The organism is Neorhizobium sp. DAR64872/K0K18, assembly GCF_050500175.1.
Lineage (GTDB): Bacteria > Pseudomonadota > Alphaproteobacteria > Rhizobiales > Rhizobiaceae > Neorhizobium > Neorhizobium soli.
Genome location: NZ_CP191446.1, coordinates 16339 through 30226 on the forward strand (window position 1 = coordinate 16339; position 13888 = coordinate 30226).

The following is a 13888-nucleotide window of genomic DNA, read 5'->3' on the forward strand; positions in this document are numbered from 1 at the left end:
TTACCAATTTTGGGAAGTCAAGTGCCATCAACCTGTGACTGTGCCGGCATCTCCAAAACCGGCAGTTGCGCCCCGTAGCGACCCGCAAGAACTTCGAAAGCGGCGTGTGTTGCCGGATCGAGCGTGACGCCAGATGCTTCTCGATCCGCCGCAACCACCCATTCCCGGTCGCCCGGCGCCATGACTCGGCAGTCCGCGCGGGCCGGAGAACTTCGCAACGCGTCCAAATAGCGTGTCATGCCCGCATCGAACGTCTCCCGATCGCCGAACGCCTCCGGCAGGATCGCAAAGACAAAGGCTCCGAGACCACGCGGCGTCGAAAAATCTGGACCGCCCATCGGGGCGAGGTCGAAACTCAGGCTCATGCCGGTCACGACAGCGCTGAGGATTTCCGCAAGCCCGGCAAGACCCGCGCCCTTGAAGCCAAATTCGCCGCCGAGCGGCGCCAGCATGTCGGCCTTGTCCGCATCGAGCGTGTCGATGCCCGAAACATCTGACGCGACCGACTGCGGCAGGGTCGTGCCCATGCTGCGGTAGAGCAGAACGCGGTTATAGGGAATGGCGCTGGTTGCCATGTCCAGCAACCACGGATCTTGCCCTTTCACCGGCACGCCGACGGCAATCGGGTTGGTGCCGTGGAAGCGCGATGCGCCCTCATGCAGGCGCACGAAACTGTCGGAATTGCAAAAGGTGAAGCCGATCACGCCCTGGCGGGCCGCCTCCAGCGCATAGGCGCCGGCCGGGCCGAAATGCGAACTGTTGCGGATCGCCACAGCGCCGATGCCGAACTGACGCGCGAGCGCGATTGCGCGGTCCATCGCCGTATAGGTCGCGAGTGCGCCATGCGCATGATCCGCGTCCAGCGTCTCCACCGCCCCGAAACCGCCAGCGGGCTTTAGCTTCGGCACCTTGTTGAGGCGCCCGCCTTCAAGCGCAGTCACGTAATGGTCGAGAAGACGCACCCCGTGGCTATCCACGCCATGGCGGGTTCCGTGCATCATCGCCCGCGTTGCAGCGTCTGCCGTCGCAGCGTCGGCGCCGCATCCCAGAAGAACCTCGCGGCAGAAGCGATCGAGCTCCACAAGCGAAACGCACGCTCTGTCATTCCCAGTCGGCATGTCAGGACATCCTCCACAATGTCTTTTGTCTACACTAGACATCCGATTTGGAAGATGCAATCCATGCACTGCGATTTCGATCGATTGCGTTTCATGTCCTGGAGACCCGAATGGCTGGCCCGTCCCCGAGGCTTCATCAACGTGTGTGCGAGATACTGGCATCCGAGATCGCCTCCGGTGCGCTGTCTGCCGGCACGTATCTGACCGAAACCAGCCTTGCCGACCGCTTCGGCATCAGCCGGGCGCCAGCGCGCCATGCCTTGGGCGAGCTTGAACTGCGAGGCCTGATGCAGCGCGTCCCGGGCAGGGGATACCAGATCCTGTCCTCGGAAAGCGGCGCCGCGCCCGTCGCGCCCTCGGACCATCCTGCCGGCTCCGACGAGAAGATCCATTTCCTGTCGAGCTGGGAACTGATCTACCGCCAGATCGAGATCGAGATCGTTTCCCGCACCTCGCTTGCCAGCTGGCGTATCAACGAAGCAGCGCTTGCCGCAGCCCACGGTGTCAGCCGAACCGTAGCACGGGACGTGATGGCAAGGCTGCAGCAACGCGGCGTGGTGCTGAAGGACGATGCCGGCCGCTGGCTGGCGCCGGGCCTGACGCCTGTCCATATCGGCCAGCTCTACGAGCTGCGCTGGGTGCTGGAACCGCTGGCGCTCGCGCAGGCCTTTGCGCACCTGCCCGATGGCTACGTGACGGGATGCATCGAGTTCGTCGAACAGGCGGTTGCCGCTGCCGAGACGGTTACCGGCGACATGCTCGACCGCGTCGAACATCAGCTGCATTCGGAGCTTCTCGGATACTGCGACAACCGCGCGCTGATGCAGGCGATCAGCCTGCCGCAGGCGATCCTGGTCGCCCACCATTTTCTCTATCAGCCGAAGACCACCGGCTATGACGGCGAGCCATTCCTGCTGGAGCATCTGGACGTGCTTTCGCCGCTCGCTTCCGGCGATATCGGCGCCGCATGCGATGCGCTGGAGAGGCATTTGCGGATCTCACGCGACCGCGCAATCGCCCGCATTGGGGCTGCCGCATCGCGAAACATCGCCCTGCCTGACCTGCCTTATCTGGAGCGGCAGGGGCACGTCAAAACAGACTGATGTCTACCACCGGGAGGAGGAGCCCAAGAATGAAGATCAAATCCGTACAGCCATTCATCCTGCATCTGCCGCTGACCTCGGACTCGATTTCCGACAGCACCCACAGCATCACCCATTGGGGTGTCGTCGGCACCGTGATCGAAACCACCGACGGGTTGAAGGGATACGGCTTTACCGGCACCCATGCCCATATCGCCTCCGACCGGCTGATCACGTCCTGTATAAGGGATTGCTACGCGCCGCTGCTGATCGGCGAGGATGCCAACGAACATCAGCGTCTATGGACCAAGCTGGCACGCTATCCGTCCCTGCAATGGGTCGGCCGCGCCGGGATCACTCATCTGGCACTCGCTGCCGTCGACGTGGCGCTCTGGGACCTCAAGGCGAAGAAGGCAGGCGTGCCGCTCTGGAGCCTGCTCGGTGGCGCAAGAACCGATCGTCTCGAGGCGTATAATACCGATATCGGCTGGCTGTCGTTTTCGCTGGAGGACCTGCTGGCCGGGTCGGCGCGCGCCGTGGAGGAAGAAGGCTTCACCCGGATCAAGCTCAAGGTCGGCCATGACGATCCCAATATCGATGTGCGCCGCCTGGAAGCGGTGCGCAAGCGGCTGGGCCCAGACGTGCGGATCGCCATCGATGGCAATGGCAAATGGGATCTTCCCACTTGCCAGCGGTTTTGCGAGCGGGCCCGCGATCTCGATATCTACTGGTTCGAGGAGCCGCTCTGGTACGACGATATTGCCGGACATGCGGCCCTTGCGAGAAGCAGCACGATCCCGATCGCGCTTGGCGAGCAGCTCTATACCGTTGATGCGTTCCGGGCGTTCATATCAGCCGGTGCCGTGTCCTACGTCCAGCCTGACGTCACGCGTCTCGGTGGCGTCACCGAATATATCCAGGTTGCGGATCTGGCACTGGCCCACCGGTTGCCGGTCGTACCGCATGCAGGCGAGATGAGCCAGGTTCACGTCCATCTCAGCTACTGGCATCCCGCGTCGACCATTCTCGAATACATTCCCTGGATCAAGGATCACTTCGAGGAACCGTCCAATGTCGATGCCGGCATTTACCGCCGGCCGCAGCAGCCAGGCGCCAGCACGACGGTGCTGAAGGAAAGCTTCGAGCGATACGGCAAGAGCCTCGGCTAGATGCAGAAAGGCCGCCGGCGTCAATCGCCAGCGGCCTTATCTAGTTGATCGTCGACAGCAGCGAATACGGTCGATCTCAGATCTCGAAGATATTCTCGAACGATTCCGGAAAGTTCTGCCGCGCCAGCTTTTCGTTGATGACAAGCATCGCCTCATAGGAAAGCGGATCAAACGTTTTGTCGGCCGGCAGCACTTCGCGCCCGAACAGAAGGCTCAGACGCGCGGCATCGAGATTGCCGCGCTCGAAGGGTTCGGTGCCGAAGTGATGCCACAGCGCATGCAGAAAGGCCCCGTCGATCTTGTGCTCTTTCGTGCCGGGACGTGCCCTGCGCGGCAGAGCCTTGATCGGCGTCACGCCTTTCGGATTGGCCCGGCGGATGGTGAACTGCACCCCCGTGCTTGGCATCCCGCCCGGAAAGCCTCGGTGTTTGGTCATTTCAGGCAGGTTTGCCATGTTCGTATCCTCAAGTCCTATGCGGCTGACCGGCTTTTAGCCGATCCTGTCTTGTGTCTTCGTATCGAAATCCGAAGCGTCGTGGCGCTCATGCAGCTGCTCGGATGGCTCCCCGGATGTCCGGTTGACCATGCGACCCCGCTTGACGCCAGGCCGTGCGAAAACCTCCGCCGTCCAGCGCTGCAGGTTCTCATAGCTCTTTACCTCGAGAAAATCACCTGCATCGCCGTAAACCTGGCCAAGCGCCAGCGTGCCGTACCAGGGGAAGATCGCCATGTCCGCAATCGTATACTCGTCGCCCGCCATATAACGGTTGTCGGCAAGATGCCGGTCGAGCACGTCGAGCTGGCGTTTCGTCTCCATGGCATAGCGATCGATCGCGTATTTGATCTTGATCGGCGCATAGGCGTAGAAATGCCCGAACCCACCGCCGAGAAACGGTGCCGAGCCCATCTGCCAGAACAGCCAGTTCATCGTTTCCGTGCGGGTGCGCAGATCGGTCGGCAGGAAGGCGCCGAACTTCTCCGCTAGATAGATTAGGATCGAGGCGGACTCGAACACGCGCAGCGGCTTGCCGCCATCCTTTGGCGCATGGTCGCAAAGTGCGGGGATCTTCGAGTTCGGATTGATGTCGACAAAGCCGGAGCCGAACTGGTCGCCCTTGCCGATATTGATCATCCAGGCATCATATTCGGCCTGCGTGTGACCGGCTGCCAGAAGCTCTTCCAGCATGATCGTCACCTTGACGCCGTTCGGCGTGCCCAGCGAATAGAGCTGCAGCGGATGCTTTCCGACCGGCAGTTCCTTGTCCTGCGTCGGGCCGGCGATCGGGCGGTTGATACTGGCGAACTGGCCGCCATTGCCCTTTTCCCAGGTCCAGATCTTCGGCGGCTCGTAGCCGGCAGGAAAATTGTCGGCAGGAGTTTTCTCGGTCATCAGGGCGGTCCTTCCTGAAAAATTGCTCTTAAAATACGAACGATGCCTGCGATATAGGAAAAACGAGAAGAGATTTCCCGTTTTATAGCGCCATCGTATCGCGTTTTTTGGTGCTGGTCAGGATCTCTCTATGCTGCACCATCGTGTTCCGAACGAGCGGCAATGGTTAACCACGTACACGCAACTCCGCGATCGGTTCTTGTTCAGTTAACCGTTGCACCGGCACTGTCCAGCTATTCGAGGACACCCGTGCCTGCTTCAGGCGGAGACGTGTCCCACAACAAACAGGGCGAACGGTTTTTCCAGCGACGAACTCAACGTTGCGGCGAAGCTGGAAAAGGTGGTGGACATGGCAGTCAGAGCGGTCGTATCGATAGAAGAGGGTGTTTCCGCAGACGCCTCGGCGTTTGCCGCGCGGCTGGACGCTGCCCGTTCGCGCCTTGAGGAACGCTTCACCGAAGGCGGACGAGCGCTTCTTTCCATTCTCGACGTTCTCAACCGCTTGGTCGCCTCGCTCGATCAGGCCGAGAGCTCGCTCGACGAAGAAACGGCGAACGCATCCCTGTTCGAGCTCACCCAGACGGTCGCGCGGCTTTCTCAGCTGAGCGAAAACGAGAAAGGCCGACAGGTCCAGTTCACCCTCATTTCCGACGCCCAGGGGCACCTGAAGGGCCATGCCGAGGACATGCAGGAAACCCTGCGCTATCTGCGCACCTTTGCAGTTACTGCAAAGATCACCGGCGCCGGAATTGCCGACTTTGCAGGATTTGCTGAGGAAATCCTGCAAAGGATTCAGGACGGCACCCGTCAGGTCAATGATTTCTCGGACAAGGTCCAGTATCTCGGCCAGGGACTGGGTTCCCTGATCACAAGAGGGAAGAGGATTGTAAGCTCCTACGAGGACACAATCCCGCAGATCGCAGCAGGACTGTCGAACGGCGGCGAGGCGATCGCTCTCAATCGCAGATCGATGATCGAACAGGCCGCAAGCGTCCGGGCAATCGCGCGCGGCATCCAGACCAAGCTCGCCTCGACGCTGTCTGCCATGCAGATCGGCGACACAACCCGCCAGAGGATCGAGCATTGTCAGTCAACGCTCACGCTCCTCGACGATTTTCTGGCCTCACCGGACGCTACGCCGCTGACCAATCCTCAGCGCGACAACCTGTCCGCTGTCATCCGGAGGCTTGTCTCCCATCAGCTCAGGCAGTCCATCGATCATTTCGAGCGTGACACGGCAAAGATCGTCGCAAGCGTGGCGAGTTTCCGTTCAGATCTCCAGAAGATCGATGCAATCCGGGAAACGATGGCAGAAGGCCAGGGCGGCGCCGCCGCCATGCGCCAGCTCGACACCGGCGTCGGCGTTGCGCGCGAAGCGGTTCGCCAGATCGAAGCCGTTGCCGGCGAGGCGACGGAACTCAGCCGGTCGACCGGCCAGACCGTAAGCGAGCTCGTCACCAGCATCGGCGTCGTGCAACTGGTCCGCACCGATATTCACTACATGGCCCTCAATACCAATCTGCGCTGCGGCAGGATCGGCGATCAGGGCAAGGCGATCAACGTGGTTGCCGCCGAACTGCGCAATTACGCGGGCGAACTGGATGGTGCCGCCGACAAGATCCTCGTTCATCTCAGAATACTGGAAGAATCTGCGCAAAAGCTCAGCGCCTGCGAAGATACGGGCGGCTCGCTCGATCTTCGGCTCGAACAGGCACTCGCCAATATCCGCGTTGTCGGCGATCGCAGGGAGACCGAAATGTCGCTGCTTGCCGAACACAGCCGATCCGCCGTCGGCGAAATCGATGCCTCGCTTGCTCGGCTTGATTTCAAGATTGAGCTTGGTGAGGTTTTGCGGGCCTGCACGGAAGAGGGCGAAGCCTTCGCAAGCGCCCGGCCACTGGCCGCCATCGAGCCTGCCCTCATCGAACTCGGGGCTCGCATTTCCGCCCTTTACACAATGGGTTTGGAACGTGAACTGCACGCGAAGATCATGGGAACCACACCCCTTGGCGAAACGTCCCTCGTCTCGGTTGCATGAGTGACGACACGCTGTTTTCAGGTGTCATCGGCATCGACGGCCTCCAAGTCAGACCGATTAAATACCCGCTGGACCTTGACCTTTCGCCGGGCCTTTGTCATGTGACCGCCTTCATTTGACGAAGCGCCCCATCGGGACGAGCCCCGGCGGCGTTATACGAAAGAAACAACATGACCAAGCCCACATCCTCGGCGCCGTCGCAGCGCATGCTTCGTGTTGGCGAACAGGTACGCGCCGCCATTACCCAGGTCCTGCAACGTGGCGAAGTGCGCGACGACCTGCTCGAGAAAACCGTGATTTCCGTTTCGGAAGTGCGCATGTCGACCGATCTGAAGGTCGCAACTGCCTATGTGACGCCCCTTGGCGTCGCTGACCATGACGTCGTGATCGCAGCGCTCAACCGGCATGCCAAGTATATCCGCGGCCGCATAGCCGGCCAGCTCCGTCAGATGAAATACATGCCGGAAGTGCGCTTCCGCGACGATACGAGCTTCGACAACTACAAGAAGATCGACGAGCTGCTTCGCTCGCCGGAGGTCCAGCGTGATCTCAACAGCGACGAAACCAAAGACCAGAAATAACAATCAAGAAGTATTGATGTCCAAACCCCGCAAAGCAAAGGGCCGGCCGGTTTCCGGCTGGCTTATTCTCGACAAGCCGATCGATTTCGGCTCGACCGAAGCCGTGTCCAAGATCAAGTGGCTGTTCAACGCCCAGAAATGCGGCCATGCCGGCACCCTTGATCCGCTTGCGTCAGGCATGCTGCCGATCGCGCTCGGCGATGCGACGAAGACAGTGCCCTATGTCATGGATGGGCGGAAGATCTACGAATTCGCCGTCACCTGGGGCGAGGAACGGTCGACCGACGACCTCGAAGGCGCCGTCACAGCATCGTCCGACAGCCGTCCGAGCGAAGAAGAGATCCGCGCGCTTCTGCCGAACTACACCGGCACGATCAATCAGATTCCGCCGCAGTTTTCCGCCATCAAGATTGCCGGCGAACGGGCCTATGACCTCGCCCGCGACGGCGAAATTGTCGAGATCCCGTCGCGCGAGGTCCAGATCTTCCGCCTGACGCTGCTCGGCGTAACGGCAGACAAGGCGCATTTCGAAGTGGAATGCGGCAAAGGCACCTATGTTCGGGCGCTCGCCCGCGACTTCGGCCGCGATCTCGGCTGCTACGGTCATATCTCGGAACTGCGCCGCACCTTCGTTGCGCCCTTTGCCGAAGACCGCATGGTGCCGCTCTCCGAACTTGTGGCGCTGGAACAGATCGAGGATCGCGACGAACGGCTGGCAGCCCTTGATGCCTTCATGATCAACACGTCTGAAGCGCTTTCCAGCCTGCCGCATCTGCCTGTCACAGACGATCAGGCCCACCGCATCAAGATGGGCAATCCGATTATCCTGCGCGGCCGCGATGCACCGGCTGACGAAGCGGAAGCCTATGCGACCGTGCGCGGCAAGCTGCTCGCCATCGGCGAGATCGGCCAGGGAGAGTTCCGTCCCAAGCGGGTGTTTGGCTGAGCCTCTTCCATTCTCTCCTTGAATGGTCTATAGGCACCGCCAGCAAAAGCAGGCTTTTCCGCCTGTTTTGCGTTTCACGGCCAAGACTGGACGACATCCCGGCCTTAGGCGACCCATAATCCTCATATTCGAAAGGATAACACGATGTCGATCACTGCAGAGCGCAAGGCCGAACTCATCAAGGAATACGCAACCGTTGAAGGCGACACCGGTTCGCCGGAAGTCCAGGTTGCGATCCTCACCGAGCGGATCAACAATCTGACCGAACACTTCAAGGGCCACAAGAAGGACAACCACTCCCGTCGTGGCCTTCTGACCATGGTTTCCACACGTCGTTCGCTTCTCGACTACGTCAAGAAGAAAGACGAATCCCGTTACAGCAAGTTGATTGCTGCTCTGGGCATTCGCCGCTAAAAATTTCCGGCGGGCGCTCAATCGGGCGCCTGCCGGTTTCTCATTCGGGCCAAGCGTCCGATGCAATGTTTGCGATGCGCTTTATCTCGCGCCGCAAGAATGCCCGCAGACCCGGATGGGCCGGATCTGCAAAAACCAAACCGTTGACCTGTCATGGGGCAGGATTGCCGGATGCTTTCGACCAGGGATCACTCAAAGACCCTGATCAGACGTCGACCACCGAAGTCGCCGACCCGAAGCCTCCCGTTGTCTTGCCCGTGATCTGTCACATCGATTGCGGTCGACTATGCACTGCGCCGGCTACGGCACTGCGCGTGCTCCCGCATTAAAGGACACCATATGTTCAATACCCACTCCGTCGAAATCGAATGGGCAGGCCGCCCGCTGAAGCTTGAAACGGGCAAGATCGCCCGCCAGGCTGACGGCGCGGTTCTCGCCACCTACGGCGAAACCGTCGTTCTCGCCACCGTTGTTTCGGCCAAGTCGGCCAAGCCCGGCCAGGACTTCTTCCCGCTGACCGTCAACTACCAGGAAAAGACCTATGCCGCCGGCAAGATCCCGGGCGGCTATTTCAAGCGCGAAGGTCGCCCGTCGGAAAAGGAAACGCTGGTTTCCCGCCTGATCGACCGTCCGATCCGCCCGCTTTTCCCGGAAGGCTACAAGAACGAGACCCAGGTCGTCGTTACCGTCATCCAGCACGACCTTGAAAACGATCCGGACGTATTGTCGATGGTTGCAGCCTCCGCTGCCCTGACGATCTCTGGCGTTCCTTTCATGGGCCCGGTTGGCGGCGCACGCGTCGGCTACATCAACGGCGAATACGTTCTGAACCCGCATCTCGACGAGATGGACGAGTCGGTTCTCGACCTCGTCGTTGCCGGCACCCAGGACGCCGTCCTGATGGTCGAGTCGGAAGCCAAGGAACTCAACGAAGAGATCATGCTCGGCGCCGTCATGTTCGGCCACAAGGGCTTCCAGCCGGTTATCGACGCGATCATCAAGCTCGCTGAAGTTGCCGCCAAGGAGCCACGCGATTTCCAGCCGGAAGATCATTCCGCGCTCGAAGCCGAAATGCTGCAGCACTTCGAAGCCGAACTGCGCACCGCCTACAAGAACACCCAGAAGGCTGAACGCTACGCTGCCGTCGACGCCGTCAAGGCGAAGGTCAAGGCGCACTTCTTCCCGGAAGGCGTAGAGCCGAAGTACCCGGCCGAAGTCATCGGCGCGACCTTCAAGCACCTGCAGGCGAAGATCGTTCGCTGGAACATCCTCGACACCAAGAGCCGCATCGACGGTCGTGATCTCGAGACTGTTCGCAAGATCGTGTCGGAAGTCGGCATCCTGCCGCGCACCCACGGTTCGGCCCTGTTCACCCGCGGCGAAACCCAGGCGATCGTTGTTGCGACGCTCGGCACCGGCGAAGACGAACAGTATGTCGATTCACTGACCGGCATGTACAAGGAACGCTTCCTTCTGCATTACAACTTCCCTCCCTACTCGGTTGGTGAAACCGGCCGCATGGGTTCCCCAGGACGTCGCGAAATCGGCCATGGCAAGCTCGCATGGCGCGCTATCCGTCCGATGCTGCCAACGGCTGAACAGTTCCCGTACACGCTGCGCGTCGTCTCCGAGATCACCGAGTCGAACGGCTCGTCCTCGATGGCAACCGTCTGCGGCACATCGCTTGCTCTGATGGACGCTGGCGTCCCGCTCGCAAAGCCTGTTGCAGGTATCGCCATGGGCCTGATCCTCGAAGGCGAACGCTTTGCCGTTCTCTCCGACATCCTCGGTGACGAAGATCATCTCGGCGACATGGACTTCAAGGTTGCAGGTACTGTCGACGGCATCACCTCGCTGCAGATGGACATCAAGATCGCCGGCATCACCGAAGAGATCATGAAGGTCGCGCTCGGCCAGGCACAGGGTGGCCGCAAGCACATCCTCGCCGAAATGGCCAACGCCATCACCGAAGGTCGCTCGGAACTCGGCGAATTCGCACCGCGCATCGAAGTGATGAACATCCCAGTCGACAAGATCCGTGAAGTCATCGGTTCGGGCGGCAAGGTCATCCGCGAAATCGTTGAAAAGACCGGCGCCAAGATCAACATCGAAGACGACGGCACGGTCAAGATTGCCTCCGCCTCCGGCAAGGAAATCGAAGCGGCCCGCAAGTGGATCCATTCGATCGTTGCTGAACCGGAAGTCGGCACCATCTACGAAGGTACCGTTGTGAAGACCGCCGACTTCGGCGCCTTCGTCAACTTCTTCGGCGCCCGCGACGGTCTGGTCCATATCAGCCAGCTCGCTTCCGACCGTGTTGCCAAGACCCAGGACGTGGTCAAGGAAGGTCAGAAGGTCTGGGTCAAGCTGATGGGCTTCGACGAGCGCGGCAAGGTTCGCCTGTCGATGAAGGCCGTCGACCAGGCCACCGGCCAGGAAGTCAAGAAGGCTGACGGCGAAGCTGCCGAATAAGCCCTCGACCTATCGAGAGATCGAGGCGCGGAAGGAATAACTTCCGCGCCTTTTTTGTTTTCACCGACGACACGACCGCCCGAGATCCGATCATGACCCGAGAAGCCCTGAAGACCCTTTTCCATCCCTTCGCCACCGACGCGATCCAAACGCCCGGCGAGGGTGAGCGCATACTGTTTCTGGGTGCGGAAGCGGGCAATGCCCTGCCTGACGGGTTTGATGCGGAGATCACGGCCATCCAGCCGTTCCGCCCACTGTTCCGCAGCCTGCGCGACAACGCGTTTCCCGAGCCCGAGGGCGAGGATTACGACGGTGCGCTTGTCCTGTGTGGAAAGCATCGTGGCGAAAACGAAAACCGCATCGCCGAAGCGCTTGCGCGGGTGAAGGTCGGCGGCGTGATCGTCGTTGCCGGCGGCAAGGAAGACGGTATCGCACCCATTCGCACGATGCTCCTGAAGCTCGGCATCACGCTGGACTACGCGCCGAAGTATCACGGCGTTGCGATCTGGTTCGGCCGGCCGGAGGATGCGTCTGGCGCGATCCAGGCACTGAAAAAGACAGCTGTGACGGTCGACGGTCGATTCCAGGCCGCTCCCGGCATGTTCTCGCACGACCGCATCGATCCGGGCTCCGAACTTCTGGTAAGCCGCTTCCCGACGGATTTCGACGGCAATGCCGCTGATTTCGGTGCCGGCTGGGGTTATCTTTCGGTGATGCTCGCCGAGCGTTCGCCCCGCGTGAACCGGATCGACCTGTTCGAGGCCGATCACCGGGCGCTGGAATTTGCAAAACAGAACGTTGCGCACAACTGCCCGGATCTCGAAGCCCGCTTCTTCTGGCAGGATCTGGGAACCGAGCCGCCGAAGGAAAAATACGACCTCGTCATCATGAACCCGCCCTTCCATGAGACGCAGGCTGCGGATCCGGAACTGGGCAAGACGATGATCCGCACGGCGGCAGGCGCGCTCAGAAGCGGCGGCAGACTGATGCTGGTCGCCAATCGCGGCATGCAATACGAGCCGGTGCTCGAGGAAGCGTTCCGGGAATACGGCGAAACCTGCCGCAACGCCCGCTTCAAGATCCTGTGGGCGAAGAAGTAACGTCACCCCTCAAAATCTAGGATTGCCCGTCCCGACAGCTCGAATGCACACTGAAGTTGCGTTCGAGCTGTCGGGGTTTTTGTATGAAAGGCGTTGTTTCAGCACTTCTGCTCTTGATCGCCACTGAAACGGCGAGCGCCGGAGAGCCGCGCGCCAGTGTTCGCTTGACCTGGGAATGGTTCAACACCGCGGAAACCTATCGCAAATACAAGGTCAAAGGGCCGGATGACCTTCGCATCGCTGCGCATTACTTCCGGCTCGCAGCCAGGAACGGCAACGCTGCGGCAGCATACAAGCTCGGTGAAGCTTATGAGATAGGCTCAGGTGTCCCAATCAATCTTCCGGAAGCGCTTCGCTGGTATCGCCAGTCCGCCGACGCTGGCGACATGCATGCGGAGCTGAAGGTCGGCTGGTTCTATCAGAAGGGCTTGAGCCTGCAGGTTGATCCGTCACGGGCCGTCGATTGGTACGAACGCTCCGCCAAGAAAGGCAACCTGTGGGCATACCACATGCTGGCCTTCATGCTGATGGACGGGGAGGGTGTCGCAAAGGACCTTGCCCTTGCGCAGCGCTATTTCGAAAAGAGCCTGCCTTTCACCCACGATCACTGGGCACAGCTGAAGCTTTCGCAGTTGATCAGAGCGAGCGATCCACGGCGCTCCAAAGAACTGCTCAAGCAGGCAGCGAACGCCGGCAATGCGGACGCGATCCGGGAATTGAACGCATTTTGAGAATGCCCGCCCATGTTAGGATAGCAGGCGCTAAACCCTACTGAGCGTCGGACTTGCGCAGTTTGTCGAGGCTGGGCAGTGAAGTGATGCTGTAGCCGGCATCGACGTAATGCACTTCGCCGGTCACACCGCGGGAGAGATCGGACAGCAGATAGAGCGCGGAGCCGCCGATATCCTCGATCGTGGCAGTGCGGCGCAGCGGCGCGTTCTGCTGGTTCCAGGCATAGATCGCCCGTGCATCCGAAATCCCGGCGCCGGCAAGCGTGCGCACGGGGCCGGCGGAGATCGTGTTAACGCGGATGTCGTTCGGGCCGAAATCGGCGGCCAGATACCGCACCGAGGCTTCAAGCGCTGCCTTGGCAACGCCCATCACGTTGTAGTTCGGAATGACGCGCTGTGAACCGTTATAGGTCAGCGTCAGCATAGAGCCGCCATCCGGCATCAGGGCTGCGGCGCGCTTGGCGATTTCCGTGAAGGAAAAGCAGGAGATCACCATCGTGCGCGAGAAATTCTCCCGCGTCGTGTCGGCGTAGAGGCCCTTCAGCTCGTTCTTGTCGGAGAAGCCGATGGCATGAACGAGAAAGTCGATCGTACCCCAGCGTTCCCGAAGCGCGTCAAACATCGCGTCGACAGATGCGATATCCTCGACGTCGCAGGGCACCACGAAATCCGACCCGAGTTCGGCCGCAAGCGGTCTGACCCGCTTGCCCAGCGCTTCACCCTGATAGGTGAAAGCCACTTCCGCACCCTGTGCCGCGACCGCCTTGGCAATTCCCCAGGCGATCGAGTGGTTGTTGGCAACGCCCATGATCAGGCCGCGCTTGCCCTGCATGATCCCGGACATCAA

The 13888-nt window shown here is 60.7% G+C and carries 13 protein-coding genes; 9 read left to right on the plus strand and 4 right to left on the minus strand.

Annotated elements, in window-relative coordinates; translation table 11 throughout:
- Positions 1-17: 17 nt before the first annotated feature.
- Positions 18-1118 carry an Ldh family oxidoreductase gene (locus ACQY1P_RS05470; protein ID WP_430255581.1) on the minus strand — a complete coding sequence of 367 codons (1101 nt, stop codon included), beginning with the start codon at positions 1116-1118 and terminating at the stop codon, positions 18-20.
- Positions 1119-1228: 110 nt separating this feature from the next.
- Here ACQY1P_RS05470 and ACQY1P_RS05475 point away from each other — a divergent pair, with 110 nt between their 5' ends.
- Together ACQY1P_RS05475 and ACQY1P_RS05480 are read left to right on the plus strand one after the other, a co-directional pair.
- Positions 1229-2221, plus strand: a complete 993-nt coding sequence (locus ACQY1P_RS05475; protein WP_430250713.1) for a GntR family transcriptional regulator — start codon at positions 1229-1231, stop codon at positions 2219-2221.
- Between the two features lie 29 nt (positions 2222-2250).
- Positions 2251-3369 (plus strand): mandelate racemase/muconate lactonizing enzyme family protein, encoded by a 1119-nt coding sequence (locus tag ACQY1P_RS05480; protein WP_430255583.1) that lies wholly within the window; start codon positions 2251-2253, stop codon positions 3367-3369.
- A gap of 76 nt (positions 3370-3445) precedes the next feature.
- On the opposite strand, the gene ACQY1P_RS05485 is transcribed toward ACQY1P_RS05480, so the two are convergent.
- Together ACQY1P_RS05485 and yghU are read right to left on the minus strand one after the other, a co-directional pair.
- Positions 3446-3823: a hypothetical protein gene (locus ACQY1P_RS05485; protein WP_062454259.1), complete on the minus strand. Its 378-nt coding sequence runs from the start codon at positions 3821-3823 to the stop codon at positions 3446-3448.
- A 36-nt stretch (positions 3824-3859) separates the two neighbouring features.
- Positions 3860-4759 (minus strand): glutathione-dependent disulfide-bond oxidoreductase, encoded by a 900-nt coding sequence (gene yghU / locus ACQY1P_RS05490; protein WP_430255585.1) that lies wholly within the window; start codon positions 4757-4759, stop codon positions 3860-3862.
- Positions 4760-5108: 349 nt separating this feature from the next.
- Here yghU and ACQY1P_RS05495 point away from each other — a divergent pair, with 349 nt between their 5' ends.
- The 7 genes from ACQY1P_RS05495 (at position 5109) to ACQY1P_RS05525 (ending at position 13041) form a co-directional block, all read left to right on the plus strand.
- Positions 5109-6797 carry a chemotaxis protein gene (locus tag ACQY1P_RS05495; protein ID WP_430255587.1) on the plus strand — a complete coding sequence of 563 codons (1689 nt, stop codon included), beginning with the start codon at positions 5109-5111 and terminating at the stop codon, positions 6795-6797.
- A gap of 170 nt (positions 6798-6967) precedes the next feature.
- The gene (gene rbfA, locus ACQY1P_RS05500; protein WP_192078003.1) at positions 6968-7378 is read left to right on the plus strand and encodes a 30S ribosome-binding factor RbfA; all 411 of its coding nucleotides are present in this window, start codon (positions 6968-6970) and stop codon (positions 7376-7378) included.
- Between the two features lie 16 nt (positions 7379-7394).
- A complete protein-coding gene (gene truB / locus ACQY1P_RS05505) occupies positions 7395-8324 on the plus strand; it encodes a tRNA pseudouridine(55) synthase TruB (protein ID WP_430255589.1) in 930 nt (309 codons plus the stop codon).
- Between the two features lie 144 nt (positions 8325-8468).
- Positions 8469-8738, plus strand: coding sequence for a 30S ribosomal protein S15 (rpsO, locus tag ACQY1P_RS05510; protein ID WP_062454254.1), 270 nt, complete (start codon positions 8469-8471; stop codon positions 8736-8738).
- A gap of 339 nt (positions 8739-9077) precedes the next feature.
- On the plus strand, positions 9078-11210 hold the full coding sequence (gene pnp / locus ACQY1P_RS05515; protein ID WP_062454253.1) for a polyribonucleotide nucleotidyltransferase: 2133 nt from the start codon (positions 9078-9080) through the stop codon (positions 11208-11210).
- 92 nt (positions 11211-11302) lie between these two features.
- The gene (locus ACQY1P_RS05520) at positions 11303-12310 is read left to right on the plus strand and encodes a class I SAM-dependent methyltransferase (protein WP_092664058.1); all 1008 of its coding nucleotides are present in this window, start codon (positions 11303-11305) and stop codon (positions 12308-12310) included.
- Between the two features lie 83 nt (positions 12311-12393).
- The gene (locus ACQY1P_RS05525) at positions 12394-13041 is read left to right on the plus strand and encodes a tetratricopeptide repeat protein (protein ID WP_062578492.1); all 648 of its coding nucleotides are present in this window, start codon (positions 12394-12396) and stop codon (positions 13039-13041) included.
- Positions 13042-13078: 37 nt separating this feature from the next.
- Here ACQY1P_RS05525 and fabI read toward each other — a convergent pair whose 3' ends face one another.
- Positions 13079-13885: an enoyl-ACP reductase FabI gene (gene fabI, locus ACQY1P_RS05530; RefSeq protein ID WP_430255591.1), complete on the minus strand. Its 807-nt coding sequence runs from the start codon at positions 13883-13885 to the stop codon at positions 13079-13081.
- Between the last annotated feature and the right edge of the window lie 3 nt (positions 13886-13888).